Raw genomic sequence first — 19468 nt, 5'->3', positions numbered from 1 at the left:
ATTTTTCACATTTGCTGCAGCAACTTCTTTTTAAAAGAGCAACTTCAGGAAACCGTCAACCATCATGCTGACTATTAAAGCCGTGCGCCCCGAGTGGGTGACGCTGGCCGCCAGTGCCTTTTTGTTAGTGGGCTTCAATATCGTGCTCTGGCAACACTTGCTGGCGATCACCACGGCTGACGCCCGGGGCCTGCTGATGTGCGTGGCGTTTGGGCTGATGATCTTCTGCGCGTTCAACCTGGTGTTGACGCTCGTGGCCTTCCGTCCGCTGCTCAAGCCCGTGCTGATGTTGCTGTTCCTGATCAGTGCTGGTGTGGCGTATTTCATGGCCCAATATGGCGTACTGATCGATGCCGGCATGTTGCGCAACTTCGCTGAAACCAATGCCACGGAAGTCCGTGATCTGTTGTCGCTGAAGTTGTTTGTCTATATCGGCTTATTGGGTGTCTTGCCGTGCTGGTTGTTGTTAAAGACTCCGATCAACTACCGCAGTTGGCCCAAAGCATTATTAAGTAAGTTGCTGGTCGGCGTGGCCTCGGCCGCCGTGATCGGCCTGGTCGCCCTTGCCAACTATCAAGGCCTGTCTTCATTGTTTCGTAACCACCACGAATTGCGCTTGATGGTCGTGCCGAGCAACTACATCGGTGCTTCGCTCGGGTACTTGCGTGAGCAGGTCGCATCGGCCAAGCAGCCGTTCATCACCTTGGGCGAAGACGCGAGCCGCAACCCGGCCTGGCAAACCCACGGCCGCAAATCCCTGACCGTCCTGGTGGTGGGCGAAAGTGCCCGGGCCGAGAACTTCGGCATCCTCGGTTATAACCGCGACACTACGCCGACACTGGACAAAGAGGCCGGCCTGATCGCCTTCACCGACGTGCATTCCTGCGGCACCGAAACCGCCGTGTCGGTGCCTTGCATGTTTTCCAACATGGGGCGCAAGAACTACGACGCCAGCGTCGCCAAGAATGAAGAGGGCTTGCTGGATGTACTCAAGCGCGCTGGGCTGGAGGTGATCTGGCGGGACAACCAGTCCGGCTGCAAGGGCACCTGCGACCGGGTCACGCTGCAGGATGTCAGCAATCTCAAGGACCCGGCCCTGTGCGCCAACAGTGAGTGCCGCGACGAGATCTTGCTCCAGGGCTTGCAGCATTTCATCGACACGCTTGATAAGGACACGGTGCTGGTGCTGCACCAGATGGGCAGTCACGGGCCGGAGTACTTCAAGCGCTACCCCAAGGAGTACGAGCATTTCACCCCGGTGTGCGAAAGCAACGCGCTGAACAATTGCAGCCGCGAGAGCATCGTCAATGGCTACGACAACACGCTGGTGTACACCGATCACGTGCTGTCGACTTTGATCGATCTGCTGCGGGCCAACCAGGACAAGGTCGACACGGCCATGCTGTACCTGTCGGACCATGGCGAGTCCCTGGGTGAATACAACCTGTTTCTCCATGGCACGCCCTACATGCTCGCCCCGGAGCAACAGAAACACGTGGCGATGCTGGCCTGGTTTTCCGACAGCTATCAGAAATCTTTTTCGGTCGACACCCATTGCTTGCAACTGAGCCGGGAAAAACCCTTGAGCCAGGACAACCTGTTCCACTCGATGCTCGGGCTGCTGGAAGTCAACAGCCAGGTCTACAACCGCGACCTGGACCTGTTCGCCAACTGTCGCGGTGCGGTGATTGACGGTGTCCTGGCGCGGGAGTGAGCGCCTGGACCTTTTTTTCACGCAAGGTTGGTTAACCTGTCATCCAATCTATTCCAAGAGTCGTTTGTATGTCCGGGTTACCCCCATCCACCGTCGAACTTGAGTTCGCCCGGCAGCATGACCAGGAACATGCGCAGGTCTGCCATCGGCTGGCACCGCGCCGCTTGCGCCTGGCGTTCTGGCGCGACGAGCACATGGTGCGCAACGCTCTGAAGATGGCGGGTGAGCCGGGGCTGGTGCTGGATGTGGCCTGTGGGGCGGGGCGTTTCTGGCCGGTATTGGCCGAGCATGCCAACCGGGTGATCCTGGCCACGGACCCGTCGCCGGACATGCTCGAACACGCGCTCACCCACCATGGCGGCGCGTTGCTCCAGCGGGTCAAGACCTTTCCGAGTTCGGCGTTCACCATCGGGCTGCCGGCCAACGCGGTGGATTGTATTTTCTGTTTGCAACTGTTTCGCCACGTCAGTGCCAGCGAGCATCGCCTGGCGCTATTGCGCGAGTTTCATCGGGTCAGTCGCGACACGGTGATCGTTTCGGTGCAAATCGAAGGACGCCTCAAGATCGGCCAGGCGCCGCAACGGAGCCTGGCCGACAAGGCCGGTGTAGAAGCCGAGTTCTGCCAGGCCGGTTTCAGCGTGCTGTGGTATCAGGATTTCCTGCCCGGTTTTGCGCTGACGCGTGTTTATGTGTTGCGTAAGACCGGTTAAGTCTTGATGTAGGACTATTCTTGCTTTTTTCGCAGGCGATTTCTCTTAAGGGGCTGCTCTATGGATGCTCGCAATCGCCAGCGGCGATATATACTGCGCGCCATTCTTCAAGGGAGAGCCGTGTGGCCATCGATATTCACTGGATTCGCGACAACGATAGCCTCGGTCAGTTTTGCGCCGAGTGGCAACAGCTGCCATTCGTCGCCCTCGACACCGAATTCATGCGGGTCGACACTTTTTATCCCATTGCCGGTTTATTGCAGATCGGCGACGGCAAGCGTGCCTACCTGATCGACCCCTTGACCATCGACAATTGGCAACCCTTGGCCGCCCTGCTGGAAAACCCGGCAGTGCTCAAGGTGTTGCACGCCTGCAGCGAAGACCTTGAAGTGCTGCTGCGCCTGACCGGTAGCCTGCCCGCGCCGCTGTTCGATACCCAATTGGCCGCTGCCTACCTGAACCTGGGTTTCTCCATGGGCTATTCGCGGCTGGTGCAGGAAGTGCTGGGCATCGAGCTGCCCAAGGGCGAGACCCGTTCCGATTGGTTGCAACGACCTCTGTCCGAGACGCAGATCAGCTACGCGGCAGAAGATGCCGTGCATCTGGCGGAAGTTTTCGTAGAACTGCGCCCGAAGCTTTCCGACGAAAAATACCGCTGGGTCCTGGAGGATGGCGCCGAACTGGTGGCCAACCTGCGTCGCGAAGTCGACCCGTACGAGGTTTACCGCGAGGCCAAGCTGGCCTGGAAACTGTCCCGCGCCCAATTGGCCGTGCTGCGCGAGTTGTGCGCCTGGCGCGAACGCGAGGCGCGGGCCCGTGACCTGCCGCGCAACCGCATCATCCGCGAGCACTCGCTGTGGCCCCTGGCCCGCACCCAGCCGGATAATCTCGGCGCACTGGCGAAGATTGAAGACATGCACCCGCGTACCGTGCGCCAGGACGGCCAGTTTCTGCTGGACCTGATCCAGCGCGCCGCCAGCATTGCGCCCGAGCAATGGCCGCCGGCCGTGGCCGAGCCATTGCCCATCGAGGCTGCGGCCCTGGTCAAGCGCCTGCGGGCGCTGGGGCAGGCTGAAGCCGAGCGCCTGGAGATCGCCCCGGAGCTGATGCTGCGCAAGAAAACCCTCGAAGCGCTGATCAAGAGCGGCTTCCCCGAGGGGCCTTACCAATTGCCCGATTCGTTGCGTGGCTGGCGCCGCGAATTGATGGGCCAGGCGCTGCTCGACAGCCTGGCCACTGCCGGAGAACAGCCTTGAAACGTATCTGCTCCATCTACCGCAGCTCGAAGAAAAACGAGATGTACCTGTATGTGCTCAAGAGCGATGCCTTGAAGCGTGTGCCCGAGCCCTTGATGACCGCCTTTGGCAAGGCGATCCATGCCTTCGACCTGGTGCTGAGCCCCGAGCGGGAGCTGTCCCGGGAAGACATCAACAAAGTGCTGGAAAACCTCGACACCCAGGGTTATCACTTGCAGATGCCGCCGGCCGAAGACGAGTACATCGAGCATTTGCCCGAAGAGTTGCTGCGCCGCAACGACCCGGTCTGACGGTAATGGGGGCACCTGTCCTGGGTGCCTTTTGTAACACTGGAATGATTTATTGACGACGATCGCAGGGATGGAGCGACACTCTGCCGGCGGTCGTCTGCACTGTTTTTGAAAGGTTTGATTCATGCGCGTTCTGATTGCCGAACACGATCACGCGGTGTACGCCCAGCTTCTGCGTCAGGCTGCACCCGATATTGAAGTCCTGACCAGCGGCGATTCCGCCGAACTGTCGCGGCTGGCCAACGATTGTCCGGTCTGGCTCGGCCAGCCTGATCTGCTGGCCACCCTGTTGCGTCAAGGCCACCAGCCCCGTTGGCTGCAATCGACCTGGGCGGGCATCACGCCGCTGCTGGCCGATGGCTTGAGCCGCGATTACCGCCTGACCCGTGCGGTGGGCATTTTTGGCCAGGTGATGGCTGAGTACGTGCTCACCTATATGCTCGGCCATGAGCGTGAGGTGCTGGCCCGGTTGGTCAGCCAGGTCGAGCGCAAGTGGGACAATCGCCAGGGCCAAGGCCTGGCTGGGCGCAAGGTGTTGATCGTCGGGACGGGGGACATCGGCCAGCGTGTGGCGCAGTTCCTGATGCCGTTCGGTGTGCAGCTGTATGGCATCGCCAGCGAAGCCAGGGCGTTGGCACCGTTTATCGAAGTCGGGGCGTTGAAGGACTTGCCCCGTCTGGTGGGCGAAATGGATTACGTGATCAATTTGCTGCCCAATACGCCGGATACCCATGACATCTACGACGCGGCGCTGTTCAAGCAATTCAAGCCGAGCGGGTTGTTCATCAACGTCGGCCGCGGCGTGGCGGTGGTGGATGCGGACCTGGTGCAAGCCCTGAAGGACGGGCACCTGGCCGGTGCGGTGATCGACGTCTGCCGCCAGGAGCCATTGCCACAGCGCCATCCGTTCTGGACCGCCTGGGGCTTGCTGCTGACCGGCCACAGCTCGGCACCGACCTCGCCACCGATGATGGTGCAATTGTTCCTGGAAAACCTGCGGGCCTACCAGGCGGGCGAAGCACTGCGCGGGGAAGTGGATTTCAGCCGGGGTTACTGACCCCCGGATTCAGCATGATCCAGTGTGGGAGCGAGCTTGCTCGCGATAGCGGTGGGTCAGTCGACATCAAAGTGGCTGATCTGACGCCATCGCGAGCAAGCTCGCTCCCACAGGGGAGTCTTCAGCGGTCACAAAATGGGGTTACAGGCTGAAGTCGCCTTCCGCCACCAGTTCGCTCAATGGCCGGCGCGGGCTTGGGACTTCGCGGGCCTGGAGGTACTCGGCCAGGGTCGATTTGTCCCCCAGCTTGCCAATCGCCACGGCGGCGTGCAAGGCGTAGCCTTCCGGGATCTTCAGTTCCTTGCGGGTCAGTTCCTGGTCGAAACCGGCCATGCCATGGGTATGCCAGCCGCTGAGGCTGGCTTGCAGCGCCAGGTGGCCCCAGGCCGCGCCGGTGTCGAAGGTGTGGGACTGCGCCGGGGTTTCCTCGGTGGCACCGGGCACCGCGAAGGTGGTTTTCGAGACGATGATCACCAACGCCGAAGCGTGTTGGGCCCAGCCGCGGTTGAACTCGTTGAGCAAACCCAGGAAGCGCTCCCAATTCGGCGTGTCGCGCCGTGCGTACAGGAAGCGCCATGGCTGTGAGTTGTAGGCCGAAGGGGCCCAGCGCGCGGCTTCGAAGAAGCTCAGCAAGGTTTCTTCGGCAATGCTTTCTCCAGTAAAGGCACGGGGCGACCAGCGTTCGATGAACTGAGGATGGATAGCGTAATCGGCAATGCGGGAATTGGCGCTCATGGGCTTACCTGGCTCGAGTTTGGAAAGACAATGCAGCAACCTACGTCCCGCCGCTCGGCCTGACAAGCCCCTGCCTACCGACAGTCGCCAATGCTTGGCCTGACGAGGTCCCGGCACTAGACTGTCGGCCTTTTCACCACCTGATGTTGATGCTCGAGCCATGGCCGCCAAAGTCGAACCGTTCTGGATACGCAAAACCCTCGATCAGCTCGATCCGCAGGAGTGGGAATCGCTGTGCGACGGCTGTGGCCTGTGCTGCCTGCAAAAGCTCGAAGACGAAGACGACAACAGCGTCTACTACACACGTATCGCCTGCAAACTGCTGGACCTGAAAACCTGCCAGTGCACCGACTACCCCAACCGCCGTGATTTCGTGCCCGATTGCATCCAGCTCACGCCGGGCAAGGCCGATGAGTTCAAATGGCTGCCGCCGACCTGCGGTTATCGGCTGGTCAGCGAGGGCAAGGACTTGCCGTTGTGGCACCACTTGGTCTGCGGCGATCGCGATGCGGTGCACCACGAACGCATTTCCCAGTCCGGGCGCATGCTGGCCGAAGGCAGCGTGCCGGAAGACGATTGGGAAGATCATCTGATTTTCCGCGCTGGCTGAACCACCGGCGGCGCACCACCAGGGAGAACCCATGGCTGCAGGATTGAAACGGATGCTGGCGGCCGGGCTGCTGGCGGTGTGCGGGCCGTTGTGGGCGGCGCAGAAAGTCGATCTGGATTATCACGTACATTTATTGCCACAGAGCGATCAGGCCGAGGTGCGCCTGACCCTGGCCCGGGGTTCTGCGGTGCGCAGCCTGGATTTCGACCTCGGCGACGGCAGCCGCTACAGCGATTTCAAAGCCGACGGTCAGTGGCAGCTCACCCCCGGCAAGGAGGCGCGTGGCGTCTGGCGTCCGGCCGCCGACAAGGCCAGCCTGAGCTACCGTGTGCGCATCAGCCATGTCCGCAAGAACGCCACCTTCGAAACCCGCATGACCCCGACGTGGGCGTTGCTGCGTGGCGACGATCTGGTGCCGTCGGCCAAGCTCGACCAGCAGGATGGCGTCGAACTGGTGGCCCGTCTTGAGGTGGAATTGCCCGACGGCTGGAAAAGCATCGAGACTCCCTGGCCGCGCATCGGCAAGCAACGTTTTCGCATCGACAATCCCTCGCGGTTGTTCGACCGTCCCACTGGCTGGATGCTCGCCGGCAAACTCGGCAGCCGCCGCACACGCCTGGGCGAAACCGAGGTGACGGTGGCCTCGCCCCAGGGCCAGGGCATGCGCCGGATGGATGTGCTGACGCTGCTGACGTTCGTCTGGCCGCAGGTGCAAGCGCTGGTACCGCGCTATCCGGGCAAGCTGCTGATTGTCGGCGCTGGCGATCCGCTGTGGCGTGGTGCTCAGGCCGGCCACGACTCGATTTACCTGCACAGCCGACCGCCGCTGGTCAGCGAGCGGGGCAGCAGCCCGTTGTTGCGGGAGTTGGTGCAGGCGCTGGCCCGGGTCAATGATCAGGACCGTAGCGACTGGATCAGTGAGGGGCTGACCGAGTACTACGCCATCGAACTGCTCCGCCGCGCCGGCGGTCTGAGTGATGAGCGCTACCAGACCTTGAACGAACGACTCGCCCGCGAGAGCAAGGGTGTCACCACCTTGCGCGGCGAGCAGATCAGCCCGGCGGCGGTGGCCAAGGCGGTGTTGCTGTTGCAGGAACTGGACCGCGAGATTCGCCTGAAGACCCGCAACAAGCGTTCGCTGGATGATGTGTTGCAGGGGGCGATGCGCTTGGAAACTGTCGATACCCAGGAGTTTGTGCAGCTCAGTGAGAGCGTTCTGGGTGGGGCCTCTACTGTGCTGGATAGCCGGTTACTTCAGTGAACCCGCCATCGCGAGCAAGCTCGCTCCCACATTGATCGATGTCGTACACAAATAGTGTGTGCACCAAAGACCCAGTGTGGGAGCGAGCTTGCTCGCGATGAGGCCATCAGCCCCACCGCAAAAAATCAGAGCCCAACTTTGGGCGAATCCAACGAATCATTCCCCGTCACCGTAGCCGTGCTCGTCGCCGCCTCGGCATTGGCCTTCAGGCGACTCAGCTCCTCACCGGCCTGCTCGATCCGGGTGCGGGCGCTGTGCAGATTCTGGCGATTCTTTTCCAGCAGGCTCTTGGCCGAGCAATGTCCGGTGATCCCCCGCGCCAGGGCCAGGCCGCCGATCGCCAGTTGAGCCAGGCCGATCACCCCGCCACGACGCAAGCCCTTGCCCATCATCAGCACACCCCCGGCCAGTGAGCCAACGCGTTCCCAGCCGTGCACGTTTTGTGGCGGATGGGATTGGAAAGGGGTGCTCTCAATCGGCTCGAACGGATTGTTATCGCTCATGATCTGTCTCCAGTGTGGGGATTGGTATAAAACTGACTGCCTGAGCGATTGCCTCGTTCAATCGAATATCGCACCGATCAGCGGAATTGCGGCCCTGAGCGGGTGTTGTTGCCTTTGGCCATGCGGTCATACAGCACGACGTTGACCGTGGCGGCCAGGTTCATGCAGCCGGTGGTGGGGATGTACACCACGTCCTCGCACCAGTCGCGGATGTCCTTGTCCAGCGAGCCGTCCTCCGGGCCGAAGATGTACAGCGCCCGGTCCGGGTGGGTGTATTCGGGCAGCGGACGTGCGCCCTCCACCAGCTCCACAGCTACTGGCACACAGCCCAGGGGCAGGATTTTCTTCAGGTCGTCGATGCCGATCAGCGGGATGTCGTAATGGACTTTCTTGGTGTCGGTGACGAAGTCGGCGGCGCGCTCATAGCGCTTGCCGGTGTAGAACACCGACGCCACGCCGTAGCAACCGGCGGCACGCATGACCGAACCGACATTTTCCGGTGACTTGGGGTTGAACAGACCGATGCAGCTATAGCGTTTGTTGGCCACGGGCGGGGTGCCTTTGGGGAAAAGGCGCGATTATACGGGGAATGGGGGAGGGTGGTCAGGTTCGAGATGTGTGGTGTTTGTTTGATCGCCATCGCGAGCAAGCTCGCTCCCACATTGGATTTTCGGCATACACGAAACCCTGTGGGAGCAAAGCTTGCTCGCGAAATAGGCGCCTCGGTTTCTGAAAGACCGCATCGGCTTCATCGCGGGCAAGCCTTGATCCCACAAAGCAGGGCTCGTCACTATGGCTGGATTACTCGTCTTTCTTCATCAACCCAGCCAAAGCGGCAAAGGGGTTGTGGGTCGCCTTGGCGATTTTCGGGGTGCTCAGGGAGCCGTCGCCGAAGTATTGCTGGTCGGTGTAGCGCGAGTGCTCGTTATCGTGGCAGTACAGGCACAACAATTCCCAGTTGGAACCGTCCTGGGGGTTGTTGTCGTGGTTGTGGTCGCGGTGGTGAACGGTCAGTTCGCTCAAGCGCTTGCCGGAAAACTCACGGGCGCAGCGGCCACAGACATGGGGGTACATTTTCAGGGCTTTGTCACGGTAGCCCATCTCCCGATCGCGCTGGGCATCGGCGAGGATACGGTCCAGCTTGGCGGTGTTGGACGGTGGCGTTGACGAACTCATGGGTTCACCTTTGTAAAAAAGACTGATGACGGTTGGGCACAGTTTAGCTCAGCCCTTGAGTTTCTCGGCAATCCAGATGGTGTGGCGGGTGCCTTTGTTGCCATGGGCGAACACTTGCACCTCTTCGGCCTTGAAGCCGGCTTTCTTCAGTTTGTCGGAAAACTGCCGGTCGGCGCTGGCCGACCATACCGCCAGCACGCCCTTGGGCCGCAGGGCCTTGGCGCAGGCGGCCAGGCCTCCGGCCGAGTACAGCCAACTGTTGGCTTTCTGGGTCAGGCCTTCCGGGCCGTTGTCGACATCGAGCATGATCGCGTCGAACCCCTGGGGTTCGGCTTGCAGCACCTTGGCTACGTCTTCCAGGCGGATCACCGTGCGCGGGTCCGCCAGCGGCCGCCCGGCTTTTTCACCCAAGGGGCCACGGTTCCACTCCACCACGCCGGGCACCAGCTCAGCCACCACCACTTCAGCGGTCTTGCCCAGGTGCTTGAGGGCCGAAGCGAGGGTGAAGCCCATGCCGAGGCCGCCGATCAGCACGCGTGAGCCAGGACGACCGGCGACCTTGCGGCAAGGAATCTCCGCCAGGGCGTCTTCGGAACCGTGCATGCGGGTGTTCATCAACTGCCCGCCGTCACCGCCCTGGATTTTGATGACGAAGTCTTCGCCGTACTCGAACAGGCACAGGGCACCGCCGTTATCAGGGATGGGCGTGGTGTCGAGCAGAACGAAACGTTTCATGGAAATCTCGTAGGAGGGCAAACCGCGCGGTAACGACTAGCCTTAAAGCAGACAATAGCCACGGAGCCATTGATGAAGTGCATCATTCTAACGGCCATTGCCCTGGCGGCGCTCTCAATAAGTTGCGCCCAGGCTCAACAACCGACGATTCCGGTCAACCCGCCCAGCATCCCAGGGTCGCCGGGCACTGCTACCCCGATGCCGTATCCGCCGGTCACACCCAACGGTGTGCCCAAGGCTGGCCCGGGAAGCGGTGGACCGCCCTTGCTGCCGCCCATTGAAATGCCCAAGCCGCCCAAGGACCAGCCGATACCGGGCATGGAGCCGAAGCCGGTGAAGGCCAAGTCGCCGGGGGGGTAGGACTGAGATCCTTTGGACAATGAAACCCTGTGGGAGCGGGCTTGCTCGCGAAGGCGTGGGATCAGTCAGCATTGATGTTGACTGGCACACCGCCTTCGCGAGCAAGCCCGCTCCCACAGGGGGGATGGTTGCCACAGGGGATTATGGCGGCTGTCAGACCTGCTGCGACAACAACTGCCCATCGGCCATGCGCAGGCGCTTGGACAGGGAGACGGCGAGGGCGCGGATGATCTTGGCGGCGATCTTGGGGGCGTCGTTGAGCATTTTTTCCAGGGAGTCCTTGCCCAGGTTCAGCAACTGGCAATCACTGGCGGCGATGCAACTGGCCGAGCGCCGTTCGCCGTCGAGCACGGCCATTTCGCCGAAGGCCCGACCGCTGCGCAGGGTAGCGATGGTCACGGGTTGGCCGTCGGGGCCGGTTTTCTGCACGGCCACCTGGCCGGTGTGGATGATGCACATGAAGCTGCCGGCATCGCCCTCGCGGAAAATCGCTTCGCCCTCGGCGATGGCGCTGATGCTGAAATAGCCCGACGCCGCGGCGAAGTCGACGGGCAGCAACTGGTCGAACAGACCGCAGTCCATCAGCCAGTCGCGGATTTCTTTGTTCAGTAAGGTCGGTTCTGACATGTCGTCACGGTCTTTTTCTTGTGTTTGTTACGGGTTCAGGTTGGCCCGGGTGTAAGCAGATCTTTGGGACAGACTCTTGTGGGAGCAAGGCTTGCCCGCGATGGCATCAGCTTGATCTGACAGACAGAACTGAGTCGCCTGTATCGCGGGCAAGCCTTGCTCCCACAAAGGCTCGCTCCCACATTGGATTTTAGTTGTCTCAGAGCCTTGCGCATGGAGCTAAGACCCAGCGATCCGATGGAGTTCCTCAGACCACCCCTAAAACCTTCAAGACAAATGCATATTCGAGCGCTACGTCACGCAATCCCTGGTAACGCCCGCTCATTCCGCCGTGGCCGGCGCCCAGTTCGGTCTTGAGCAGCAGGGGGTTGTCGTCGGTCTTGGTGGCGCGCAATTTCGCCACCCACTTGGCCGCTTCCCAGTACTGCACGCGGCTGTCGTTGTACCCGGCGATCACCAACAGCGCCGGGTACGCCTGGGCGCGGACGTTTTCGTACGGGGCGTAGGCCCGGATCCGATCATAAACGTCCGGCTCCTCTGGATTGCCCCATTCGTCGTATTCGGTGACGGTCAGCGGCAGGTCGGGGTCGAGCATGGTGTTGAGCACATCGACGAACGGCACTTCGGCAATCGCCACCTTGAACAGCTCCGGACGTTGATTGAGCACCGCGCCGATCAGCAGGCCGCCGGCGCTGCCGCCACTGATCGCCAGTTGGTCAGCGGTGGTGAAACCGTTGGCGATCAAATGTTCGGCGCAGGCGATGAAGTCGCTGAAGGTGTTGTGCTTGTGCTCCTGTTTGCCGGCGCGATACCAGGCTTCCCCCAACTCACCGCCGCCGCGCACGTGGGCAATGGCAAACGCCACACCACGGTCGAGCAGGCTCAGCCGCGCATGGGAAAACCACGGGTCGAGGCTTTCGCCATAGGCGCCATATCCGTACAAGTACAGCGGCACCGGCTGGCCAAGGGCTTCGCGCTTGACCACCAGGCTGATGGGCACCTGGGTGCCGTCCGCTGCCGTCGCCCAGAGCCGCTGGCTGACGTAGGCATCGGCATCGAACGGCCCCAGCACCGGGGTTTGCTTGAGCACGACCTGCGCGCCGCTGGCCAGGTCCAACTGACGGATCTGCGCCGGGCGGTTCAGGGCTTCGTAGCGCAGGCGGATGCGCTCGCTGGAAAATTCCAGGCTGTTCTGCACATGCAGGCTGTAGGCCGCGTCCGGCAACTGCACCCGATACGCCGGCAAGCCCTGGGGATGCACCTCGATGATCGGCAGGCCGCCCTCGCGCAGGCTCAGGGTCATGGCCCCGGCGTTCAGGCTCAGGCCGTCGATCATCACCGTGTCGCTGTGGGGGATCAGGTTTTGCCAGTCGGCCTCGGTCGGCGCCACGCCGGTGTCGGCAGCCTGGTACAGGGCGAAGTTGATCCCGTCGCGGTTGCTGCGGATCAACCAGGTCCATTGGCCATCGAGCCGGCCGTGGTCGACGTCGTATTCGTGGTTTTCCAGGCGTGGCGCCAGGCAAGTGAAGGGCTGTTGCGGTTGCGCGGCGTCCAGCACCCAGACTTCGCTGGTGGTCTTGCTGCCCAGGGACAGGATCAACTGCTTTTCCGAGCTCGAACGATAGCAATGCAGGAAGAAGCGACCGTCCGGCTCATGGAACACTTGCTCGGCGGCCGTACCGTCCAGGCGATAGCGCCAGAGTTTGTGAGGACGGTGGGTCTCGTCCAGCTCACCAAAAAACAGCGTCAGGCTGTCGTTGGCCCAAGTCATGCTGCCGTCGCAATCGTCGAAGGACAGTTCACTGACCTTGTCGTTGGACAATTCCTTCACGAACAGGGTGTAGATCTCATCGCCCGTGGTGTCCAGGCTGTAGGCCAGGCGCTGGTGGTCGGGGCTGATGCTGAAGGCGCCCAGGGCAAAGAAACCGCCGCCGGCCAACGCGTTCGGGTCCAGCAGCAGTTGTTCGCGGCTTTCGTCCACGGTCAGGCTGTCATCGGTCGGGCGCGGGCAACGGTAATGGCGCGGGTATTCGTCGCCGGCCGTGGTGCGGGTGTAGTACAGGTACGGACCCCAGGGCGAGGGCAGGGACAGGTCGGTCTCGAGGATACGCCCCTTGATTTCCTGGAACAGGGTTTCGCGCAGTTCCGCCTGATCGGCGAGTTGCGCCTCCTGATAGCTGTTTTCCGCCTTGAGGTAGTCGAGCACGGCGTCGGTGTCGCGCTCCTGCAGCCAGGCGTACGGGTCAACGCCGGCGTCCTTGCGGGCAATCGGGGCGTTGGAAACGTGGGCAGATAGGGACATGAAAGGCTCTCGAACGTTGTACAAAAAGGGACACGCGGCCTGGACAGAAGCCACCACACAGGCCATTCGCCAGACGCCGGGGCAGCCTGACGCGTGAAAAGCCGTTACTATAAGCGTCTCTTTGCCTGCCTTGCCATGGACACCATGACCGAGAATGACTATCTGATCGCCTGGGGCCTCTACGCCTTCGCCGCCCTGGGCTGCCTACTGGTGTGGATGCGCATGACCCGCTGGATGTGGCGCTGGTTGCGCGAGCCGCTGCGCTTGTTGATGGCGGTGTTGCTGTTCAGCCCCACCGTCGTCGACCCGGTGAAGGACAAAGTTGCCCCAGCCTTGGCCATTGTCGCCCTGGACATCTTGTTCAAGGTTGGCAACAACGTCTGGCGGGCGGCGTCCGATCTGCTCATGTATGGCATGATCGCCTTCGGCCTTTACTTGGTGATCGTGCTGATCCGCTTCCCCATCGAGCGGGCCGCCAATGCGCGCAAGGAGCGGGCTGCCGCCGCAAAAGCCGCCGCCGCGACCGAAGAGCCCGAGGATGAGCCACCGTTCGGCGTGGCCGGTGATGACCGCTACGGTCGCCCGCCCGTGCCGAGCAACCCCCAGCGTTCGCGTATCGAACCGCGCCTGTAAGCAGGCCTGCCCCTTGAAGCGAGAGTTCGAGCATGTGTGAGTTACTGGGCATGAGCGCCAATGTGCCGACCGACATCGTGTTCAGTTTCACCGGGCTGATGCAGCGCGGCGGCAAGACCGGGCCGCACCGGGACGGTTGGGGCATCGCCTTCTATGAAGGCCGTGGCCTGCGCCTGTTCCAGGACCCGGCCGCCAGCAGCGAATCGGAAGTGGCGAACCTGGTACAGCGTTATCCGATCAAGAGCGAAGTGGTGATCGGGCATATTCGCCAGGCCAACGTCGGCAAGGTCTGCCTGTCTAACACCCACCCGTTCGTGCGTGAGTTGTGGGGCCGCAATTGGTGTTTTGCCCACAACGGCCAGCTCGCCGATTTCCAACCGGGCGTGAGCTTCTACCGTCCGGTGGGCGACACCGACAGCGAAGCGGCTTTCTGCGATCTGCTCAACCGCGTGCGCCAGGCCTTCCCGGAACCGGTAGAGGTGGAACAGCTGTTACCGTCGTTGATCGAGGCTTGCACCGAATACCGCAGCAAAGGCGTGTTCAACTGCCTGCTTAGCGATGGCGACTGGCTGTTCTGCTATTGCTCGACCAAACTGGCCCAGATCACCCGTCGCGCGCCGTTCGGCCCGGCGCGTCTCAAGGACGTGGATGTGATTGTCGATTTCCAGGCCGAAACCACGCCCAATGACGTGGTCACGGTGATCGCCACCGAACCCTTGACCGAAAACGAAACCTGGACCCGCTACGAACCGGGCCAATGGAGCCTGTGGCGACGCGGCGAATGCGCCAGCCACGGCCGGACCGAATAAGGACGTCACGTTATGTTGCTCAGTTATCTACGGCTGGTGTTGTTCGCGGTGGGCCTGTTGGTTGGGGTCCAGGTGCCGGGTTTCATCAATGATTACGCCAAGCGGGTCGAGGCTCACCTGATCGAGGCGCAGACCGGCCTGCAAGGTTTCCAGGGCACCGCCAACCAGTTCTTCAAAGGTGACATGCAGGCCCTGGTGGCCCATTACCGTGCCAGCGAGGACCCGATCTTTCGCAGCGATGCCGACAGCCTGAACACCTTGCTCGTGCGCCAGCAGGCCCTGGACAAGCAATTCCAGGCGATGCAGGGCCCGTGGTACATCCGCCTGCTGCAAGTGGCGCTGGCCGCCGATCCGGACATCCGCAAGGAAACCTGGAACGGCTACAGTTACCAGATCCTGCTGACCCCCGAGGCCATGGTCTGGGGCATCAGCGGCGCGATGTTGCTGTCGTTTGGCCTGGAATGCCTGTTCCGCCTGATCGACTGGGTGGTGCTGGGCGGCAAGCGCCTGCGCCAGGGGCGGCCGATTGAAGAGCGCGACCTGCGCGGGCTCTGACACCGCTCAGGCCGAGGAGCTTCTGTGGCGAGGGGATTTATCCCCGCTGGGCTGCGAAGCGGCCCCATTTGGTAATCCTGCTTGATACAGGAGGTGGCCTTGTTGGGGCCGCTTCGCGACCCAGCGGGGATAAATCCCCTCGCCACAACGGTGTCCTCTCCGTTCTCTCGCTGTTTGCCCACCCAATCAACTTTTTCTTATGACCCAGCCAAGGTTTTATTCGTTGGACGGGATCGGCCGCGCGCTCAAGAATCGGGGCAACGGTCTCCACGTCAGCGTCGTCGAGACTCAAAAACAATAAAACCGTGGAGAACCACCATGAGTGCACCCGACACACTCGGCGTCCCCCAACCCCAGGCTCGTTCTGGCCCGTTCGATTGGTATCGCAACATCAACCAGCAGGAACGTCGCACCTTCTGGAGCTGCAAGATCGGCTACGCTCTGGACGGCATGGATACCCAGATGCTCAGCTTCGTGGTGCCGACCCTGATCGCCATGTGGGGCATCACCACCGGCCAGGCAGGCCTGATCCACACCAGCACCTTGATCGCCTCGGCCATTGGCGGCTGGGTCGCGGGCATTCTCTCGGACCGCATCGGTCGGGTGCGCACCCTGCAACTGACGGTGCTGTGGTTCGCCTTCTTCACCTTCCTGTGCGGCTTTGCCCAGAACTACGAACAACTGTTGATCGCCCGTACATTGATGGGCTTCGGCTTCGGCGGTGAGTGGACCGCCGGTGCGGTGTTGATGGGCGAGGTGATCCGCGCCAAGGACCGCGGCAAGGCGGTGGGCATGGTGCAGTCGGGCTGGGCGCTGGGTTGGGGCATGACGGCGATCCTGTATGCGCTGCTGTTCTCGGTGCTGCCGCCGGAAGACGCCTGGCGCGCCCTGTTCATCCTCGGCATCGTGCCGGCGGTGTTCGTGATTTTCGTCCGCCGGCTGGTCAAGGATCCGGAAGTCTATAACCAGACCAAGGCTCGCCTGACGCCGGAAAATCCAGCGAAGTTCTACGAGATTTTTGCCCCCGGCATCCTCTTCACCACCCTGCGCGCCTCGCTGCTGACCACCGGTGCCCTGGGCGGTTACTACGCCATCACGTCCTGGCTGCCGACGTTCCTGAAAAATGAACGTGGCTTGAGTGTCTTGAGCACCGGTGGCTACCTGGCGATGGTGATTGTCGGTTCCTACGTGGGCTATGTCATCAGTGCGTACCTGTCGGACATCCTGGGGCGCAAGAAGAACTTCGTCCTGTACGCCGTCGGCTCGTTCACCATCGTGCTGCTGTACACCCAGGTGCCGGTGAGCAATAACGTGATGCTCTGGCTGGGCTTTCCCCTGGGGTTCTTCGCTTCCGGGATGTTCAGCGGCATGGGCTCGTTCCTCACCGAATTATTCCCGACCCGCATCCGGGGCTCGGGCCAGGGTTTCTGCTACAACATCGGCCGGGCGGTGGCGGCATTGTTCCCGCTGTTGATCGGTATCCTCAGCCAGAAGGTGCCATTGAGCGTCGGCATCGGAGCGTTCGCGGCGGTCTCCTACGGCGTGGTGATCCTCGCGGCCTTGAGCCTGCCGGAAACCCAAGGCAAGCAGTTGGAAGCCGAGTAACTGATAACCTGTGGGGCACGTGCCTCACAGTTAAACAAAGAAAGAACCTACAGGAGCGTTCACCGTGAACCGCCTGCTATTGAACTGCGACATCGGCGAAAGCTTCGGCAGCTGGACCATGGGTCTGGACGCCGAGGTGATGCCCTTCATCGATTGCGCCAACATCGCCTGCGGCTTTCATGCCGGCGACCCGAGCATCATGCGCAAGACCGTCAGCCTGGCCCTGAGCCACGGCGTGCGGATCGGCGCGCACCCGGCCTATCAGGACCTGGCGGGCTTCGGCCGCCGCTCCATGGCCTATGGCGCCCAGGAGTTGCAGGACTTGCTGCACTACCAGATCGGCGCCCTCGACGGCATCTGCCGGGCCCAGGGCGGGCGGGTCAGCTACGTCAAACCCCACGGGGCGATGTACAACGATATGATGGCCAACCCGGCGCAACTGTGCGCGGTGATCCAAGCTGTCGCGGCCTATGATCGACAATTGCCGCTGATGCTCATGGCCACCCGGGACAACAGCGCCGCCCAGGCCCTGGGCGACGAGTACGGCCTGACCCTGTGGTTCGAAGCCTTTGCCGATCGCGCCTACGACAGTGCCGGCCGCCTGGTTTCGCGGCAAGCGCCGGGCGCGGTGCACCACGATCCCGAGGTCATTATCGGGCAGGCCCTGACCATCGCCCGTGGTGATGCGTTGACCGCCAGTGACGGCAGCGCCTTGCACCTGAAGGCCAATACCTTGTGCGTGCACGGTGACAACGCGAGCTCCGTGGCGGCCGTGCAACGCATCCGCGAAGCCCTGGACCGGCAGAGTGCGCCATGAAACCACGCTTGGAAGTGGTGGCGGTGGACTGCCTGATGGTGCGCCTGTTCGATGAGATCGCCGAGGCCAACATGCCCTGGATGCTTGCCGCCAGCGAGCGCCTGCGAGCGGTGTTTGCCGAGCATCTGATCGATCTGGTGCCGTCCTACACCACCTTGATGGTGCACTACGATTTGCTCGCCCTGAACCCGGTGCAGGCTCGGGAGTTGATCGACGAAGCGCTGCATAACCTTTCACCAGATGCCCAGTCCGCCGGCCAATGCCACGTGCTGCCGGTGTGGTACGACCTTAGCGTCGGGCCGGAACTGGAGCTGTTGGCGAGCCGCAGCGGCTTGACGGTTGCCCAGGTGATCCGTCGCCACAGCGAACGCGAGTACCAGGTGTTTGCCCTGGGTTTCGCACCCGGTTTCGCCTTCATGGGGTTGGTGGACGAAGAATTGGCCGCACCGCGCCTCGATACGCCACGCAAGCGCGTGGCCGCGGGCAGTGTCGGCATCGCTGAACGCCAGACCGCAGCGTATCCAGTGGTGTCGCCCGGCGGCTGGAACCTGATCGGTCGCACCCCGACCAAACTGTTTGATCGTGAGCGCGACGGCTATAGCCTGATGCAGCCGGGGGACACGGTGCGTTTTGCCCCCGTGGACCATGCCGAATTCATCGCGCTGGGTGGCGACGACACACCGTTGGAGGCCCAGGCATGAGCCGGTTGTTGATCGAGGCCAGCACACCGCTGTGCCTGTTGCAGGACGCTGGCCGTTTCGGCGTGAGGCACCTGGGCGTGACCCAGGGCGGCGCGGCGGATTGGCTGTCGATGGCCTGGGCCAATTGGATGCTCGGTAATGACCTGGACGCGGCCGTGGTGGAGATTACCCTCGGTGGCTTTACCGTGGTGGCCGAAGAGGATTGCGTGCTGGCGTTGGCCGGGGCGGACCTGGGTGCGCGAATAGACGGCCAGGGCGTGGCGTCGTGGCGCTTCTTCAGCCTGCGCAAGGGCCAGGTGCTGGCGCTCACCCAGCCCGTGCTCGGTGCCCGGGCCTACCTGGCGGCCCCTGGCGGTTTCAATGCACCGGCGGTGTTGGGCAGCCGGGCGACGGTGGTGCGCGAGGAACTCGGCGGCCTGGATGGACGGGGGCGAGCGCTGAGTCGCGGCGCGCACTTGAGCTATTCAGGCACGCCGACGCCTCGGCCGATGCCGTACACGCGGATTCCGGATTTCCAGCAAGCGCAGCCGCTGGACCTGATCCTGGGGGCGCAGAATGGCGCGTTCAGTGGACGGAGTCTGTTCGATGCGTTCAACACCCCATGGACGCTGGACAGTCGCGCCGATCGCATGGGCATGCGGTTGCTGGGCACGGCGCTGGAATACCAGGGGCCGGCGATGATTTCCGAGGGTATTCCCCTCGGTGCCGTGCAGGTGCCGCCGGACGGCCAGCCGATCGTGCTGCTCAATGACCGGCAAACCATCGGTGGTTATCCACGCCTGGGGGCCTTGACCCCCTTGGCCCTGGCCCGGCTGGCGCAATGCCTGCCAGGGGCGCAGGTGCGGTTGCGGCCGCTGGTGCAGGCGGTTGCGCATCGGCAGCAGGTGGAGTGTTTGCGCAATTTTCTCGACCGCTAAAAGCATCGCGAGCAAGCTCGCTCCCACAGGGGGTCTTGTATACGACGAAGATCCAGTGTGGGAGCGAGCTTGCTCGCGATGAGGCCCTAAAGGGC

At 62.4% G+C, this 19468-nt stretch carries 22 protein-coding genes; 15 read left to right on the top strand and 7 right to left on the bottom strand.

The window, feature by feature from the left end:
- The first annotated feature begins 64 nt into the window (after positions 1–64).
- From AB4N80_RS26960 to AB4N80_RS26940, 5 genes are all read left to right on the top strand, one after another.
- On the top strand, positions 65–1714 hold the full coding sequence (locus AB4N80_RS26960; RefSeq protein ID WP_122566099.1) for a phosphoethanolamine--lipid A transferase: 1650 nt from the start codon (positions 65–67) through the stop codon (positions 1712–1714).
- Between the two features lie 68 nt (positions 1715–1782).
- The gene (locus tag AB4N80_RS26955; protein ID WP_305482973.1) at positions 1783–2424 is read left to right on the top strand and encodes a class I SAM-dependent methyltransferase; all 642 of its coding nucleotides are present in this window, start codon (positions 1783–1785) and stop codon (positions 2422–2424) included.
- Between the two features lie 122 nt (positions 2425–2546).
- Positions 2547–3680 (top strand): ribonuclease D, encoded by a 1134-nt coding sequence (rnd, locus tag AB4N80_RS26950; protein ID WP_122566101.1) that lies wholly within the window; start codon positions 2547–2549, stop codon positions 3678–3680.
- Positions 3677–3970 carry a YcgL domain-containing protein gene (locus AB4N80_RS26945; protein ID WP_122566102.1) on the top strand — a complete coding sequence of 98 codons (294 nt, stop codon included), beginning with the start codon at positions 3677–3679 and terminating at the stop codon, positions 3968–3970. Before rnd ends, AB4N80_RS26945 begins: the two co-directional genes overlap by 4 nt.
- Positions 3971–4094: 124 nt before the next feature.
- Positions 4095–5027: a D-2-hydroxyacid dehydrogenase gene (locus AB4N80_RS26940; protein WP_122566103.1), complete on the top strand. Its 933-nt coding sequence runs from the start codon at positions 4095–4097 to the stop codon at positions 5025–5027.
- A 141-nt stretch (positions 5028–5168) separates the two neighbouring features.
- Here AB4N80_RS26940 and AB4N80_RS26935 read toward each other — a convergent pair whose 3' ends face one another.
- Positions 5169–5762: a nitroreductase family protein gene (locus AB4N80_RS26935; protein ID WP_305482976.1), complete on the bottom strand. Its 594-nt coding sequence runs from the start codon at positions 5760–5762 to the stop codon at positions 5169–5171.
- A gap of 160 nt (positions 5763–5922) precedes the next feature.
- Here AB4N80_RS26935 and AB4N80_RS26930 point away from each other — a divergent pair, with 160 nt between their 5' ends.
- Together AB4N80_RS26930 and AB4N80_RS26925 are read left to right on the top strand one after the other, a co-directional pair.
- Positions 5923–6372 carry a YcgN family cysteine cluster protein gene (locus tag AB4N80_RS26930; RefSeq protein ID WP_122566105.1) on the top strand — a complete coding sequence of 150 codons (450 nt, stop codon included), beginning with the start codon at positions 5923–5925 and terminating at the stop codon, positions 6370–6372.
- Between the two features lie 31 nt (positions 6373–6403).
- Complete coding sequence (locus tag AB4N80_RS26925) at positions 6404–7633, top strand: hypothetical protein (protein WP_305482980.1); 1230 nt, start codon at positions 6404–6406, stop codon at positions 7631–7633.
- 125 nt (positions 7634–7758) lie between these two features.
- On the opposite strand, the gene AB4N80_RS26920 is transcribed toward AB4N80_RS26925, so the two are convergent.
- The 4 genes from AB4N80_RS26920 to AB4N80_RS26905 form a co-directional block, all read right to left on the bottom strand.
- Complete coding sequence (locus AB4N80_RS26920; RefSeq protein ID WP_122566107.1) at positions 7759–8136, bottom strand: YgaP family membrane protein; 378 nt, start codon at positions 8134–8136, stop codon at positions 7759–7761.
- Positions 8137–8213: 77 nt separating this feature from the next.
- Positions 8214–8684: an RNA methyltransferase gene (locus AB4N80_RS26915; protein WP_003198862.1), complete on the bottom strand. Its 471-nt coding sequence runs from the start codon at positions 8682–8684 to the stop codon at positions 8214–8216.
- Between the two features lie 253 nt (positions 8685–8937).
- Positions 8938–9312, bottom strand: coding sequence for a YajD family HNH nuclease (locus AB4N80_RS26910; RefSeq protein WP_003184246.1), 375 nt, complete (start codon positions 9310–9312; stop codon positions 8938–8940).
- 48 nt (positions 9313–9360) lie between these two features.
- A complete protein-coding gene (locus AB4N80_RS26905) occupies positions 9361–10047 on the bottom strand; it encodes a spermidine synthase (protein WP_072409852.1) in 687 nt (228 codons plus the stop codon).
- Positions 10048–10119: 72 nt separating this feature from the next.
- Here AB4N80_RS26905 and AB4N80_RS26900 point away from each other — a divergent pair, with 72 nt between their 5' ends.
- Positions 10120–10407 (top strand): hypothetical protein, encoded by a 288-nt coding sequence (locus AB4N80_RS26900; protein ID WP_072341345.1) that lies wholly within the window; start codon positions 10120–10122, stop codon positions 10405–10407.
- A gap of 153 nt (positions 10408–10560) precedes the next feature.
- Here the strand turns inward: AB4N80_RS26900 and AB4N80_RS26895 are convergent, their stop codons facing one another.
- Together AB4N80_RS26895 and AB4N80_RS26890 are read right to left on the bottom strand one after the other, a co-directional pair.
- Positions 10561–11034, bottom strand: coding sequence for a cyclic nucleotide-binding domain-containing protein (locus tag AB4N80_RS26895; protein ID WP_014337065.1), 474 nt, complete (start codon positions 11032–11034; stop codon positions 10561–10563).
- Between the two features lie 247 nt (positions 11035–11281).
- Positions 11282–13336: a S9 family peptidase gene (locus tag AB4N80_RS26890; RefSeq protein ID WP_460079759.1), complete on the bottom strand. Its 2055-nt coding sequence runs from the start codon at positions 13334–13336 to the stop codon at positions 11282–11284.
- Between the two features lie 135 nt (positions 13337–13471).
- Between AB4N80_RS26890 and AB4N80_RS26885 the strand changes: the two genes are divergently transcribed.
- The 7 genes from AB4N80_RS26885 to AB4N80_RS26855 all read left to right on the top strand — a co-directional run bounded on the left by AB4N80_RS26885 (position 13472) and on the right by AB4N80_RS26855 (position 19373).
- A complete protein-coding gene (locus tag AB4N80_RS26885; protein WP_460083176.1) occupies positions 13472–13969 on the top strand; it encodes an MFS transporter in 498 nt (165 codons plus the stop codon).
- Positions 13970–14001: 32 nt separating this feature from the next.
- On the top strand, positions 14002–14778 hold the full coding sequence (locus AB4N80_RS26880; RefSeq protein ID WP_122566111.1) for a class II glutamine amidotransferase: 777 nt from the start codon (positions 14002–14004) through the stop codon (positions 14776–14778).
- 12 nt (positions 14779–14790) lie between these two features.
- Positions 14791–15333: a DUF2937 family protein gene (locus AB4N80_RS26875; RefSeq protein ID WP_018607553.1), complete on the top strand. Its 543-nt coding sequence runs from the start codon at positions 14791–14793 to the stop codon at positions 15331–15333.
- A gap of 318 nt (positions 15334–15651) precedes the next feature.
- Positions 15652–16938 (top strand): MFS transporter, encoded by a 1287-nt coding sequence (locus AB4N80_RS26870; RefSeq protein WP_060738732.1) that lies wholly within the window; start codon positions 15652–15654, stop codon positions 16936–16938.
- 64 nt (positions 16939–17002) lie between these two features.
- Positions 17003–17755 carry a 5-oxoprolinase subunit PxpA gene (locus AB4N80_RS26865; RefSeq protein ID WP_122566112.1) on the top strand — a complete coding sequence of 251 codons (753 nt, stop codon included), beginning with the start codon at positions 17003–17005 and terminating at the stop codon, positions 17753–17755.
- Positions 17752–18456 carry a 5-oxoprolinase subunit PxpB gene (gene pxpB, locus AB4N80_RS26860; RefSeq protein ID WP_305470164.1) on the top strand — a complete coding sequence of 235 codons (705 nt, stop codon included), beginning with the start codon at positions 17752–17754 and terminating at the stop codon, positions 18454–18456. Before AB4N80_RS26865 ends, pxpB begins: the two co-directional genes overlap by 4 nt.
- Positions 18453–19373, top strand: coding sequence for a 5-oxoprolinase subunit C family protein (locus AB4N80_RS26855; protein ID WP_460079752.1), 921 nt, complete (start codon positions 18453–18455; stop codon positions 19371–19373). Before pxpB ends, AB4N80_RS26855 begins: the two co-directional genes overlap by 4 nt.
- Positions 19374–19468: the final 95 nt, after the last annotated feature.

It is taken from the genome of Pseudomonas sp. H3_A02 (genome assembly GCF_054671965.1).
Note: the sequence above shows the minus strand (reverse complement) of the source record. Positions and strands in the feature narration are given on the sequence as shown.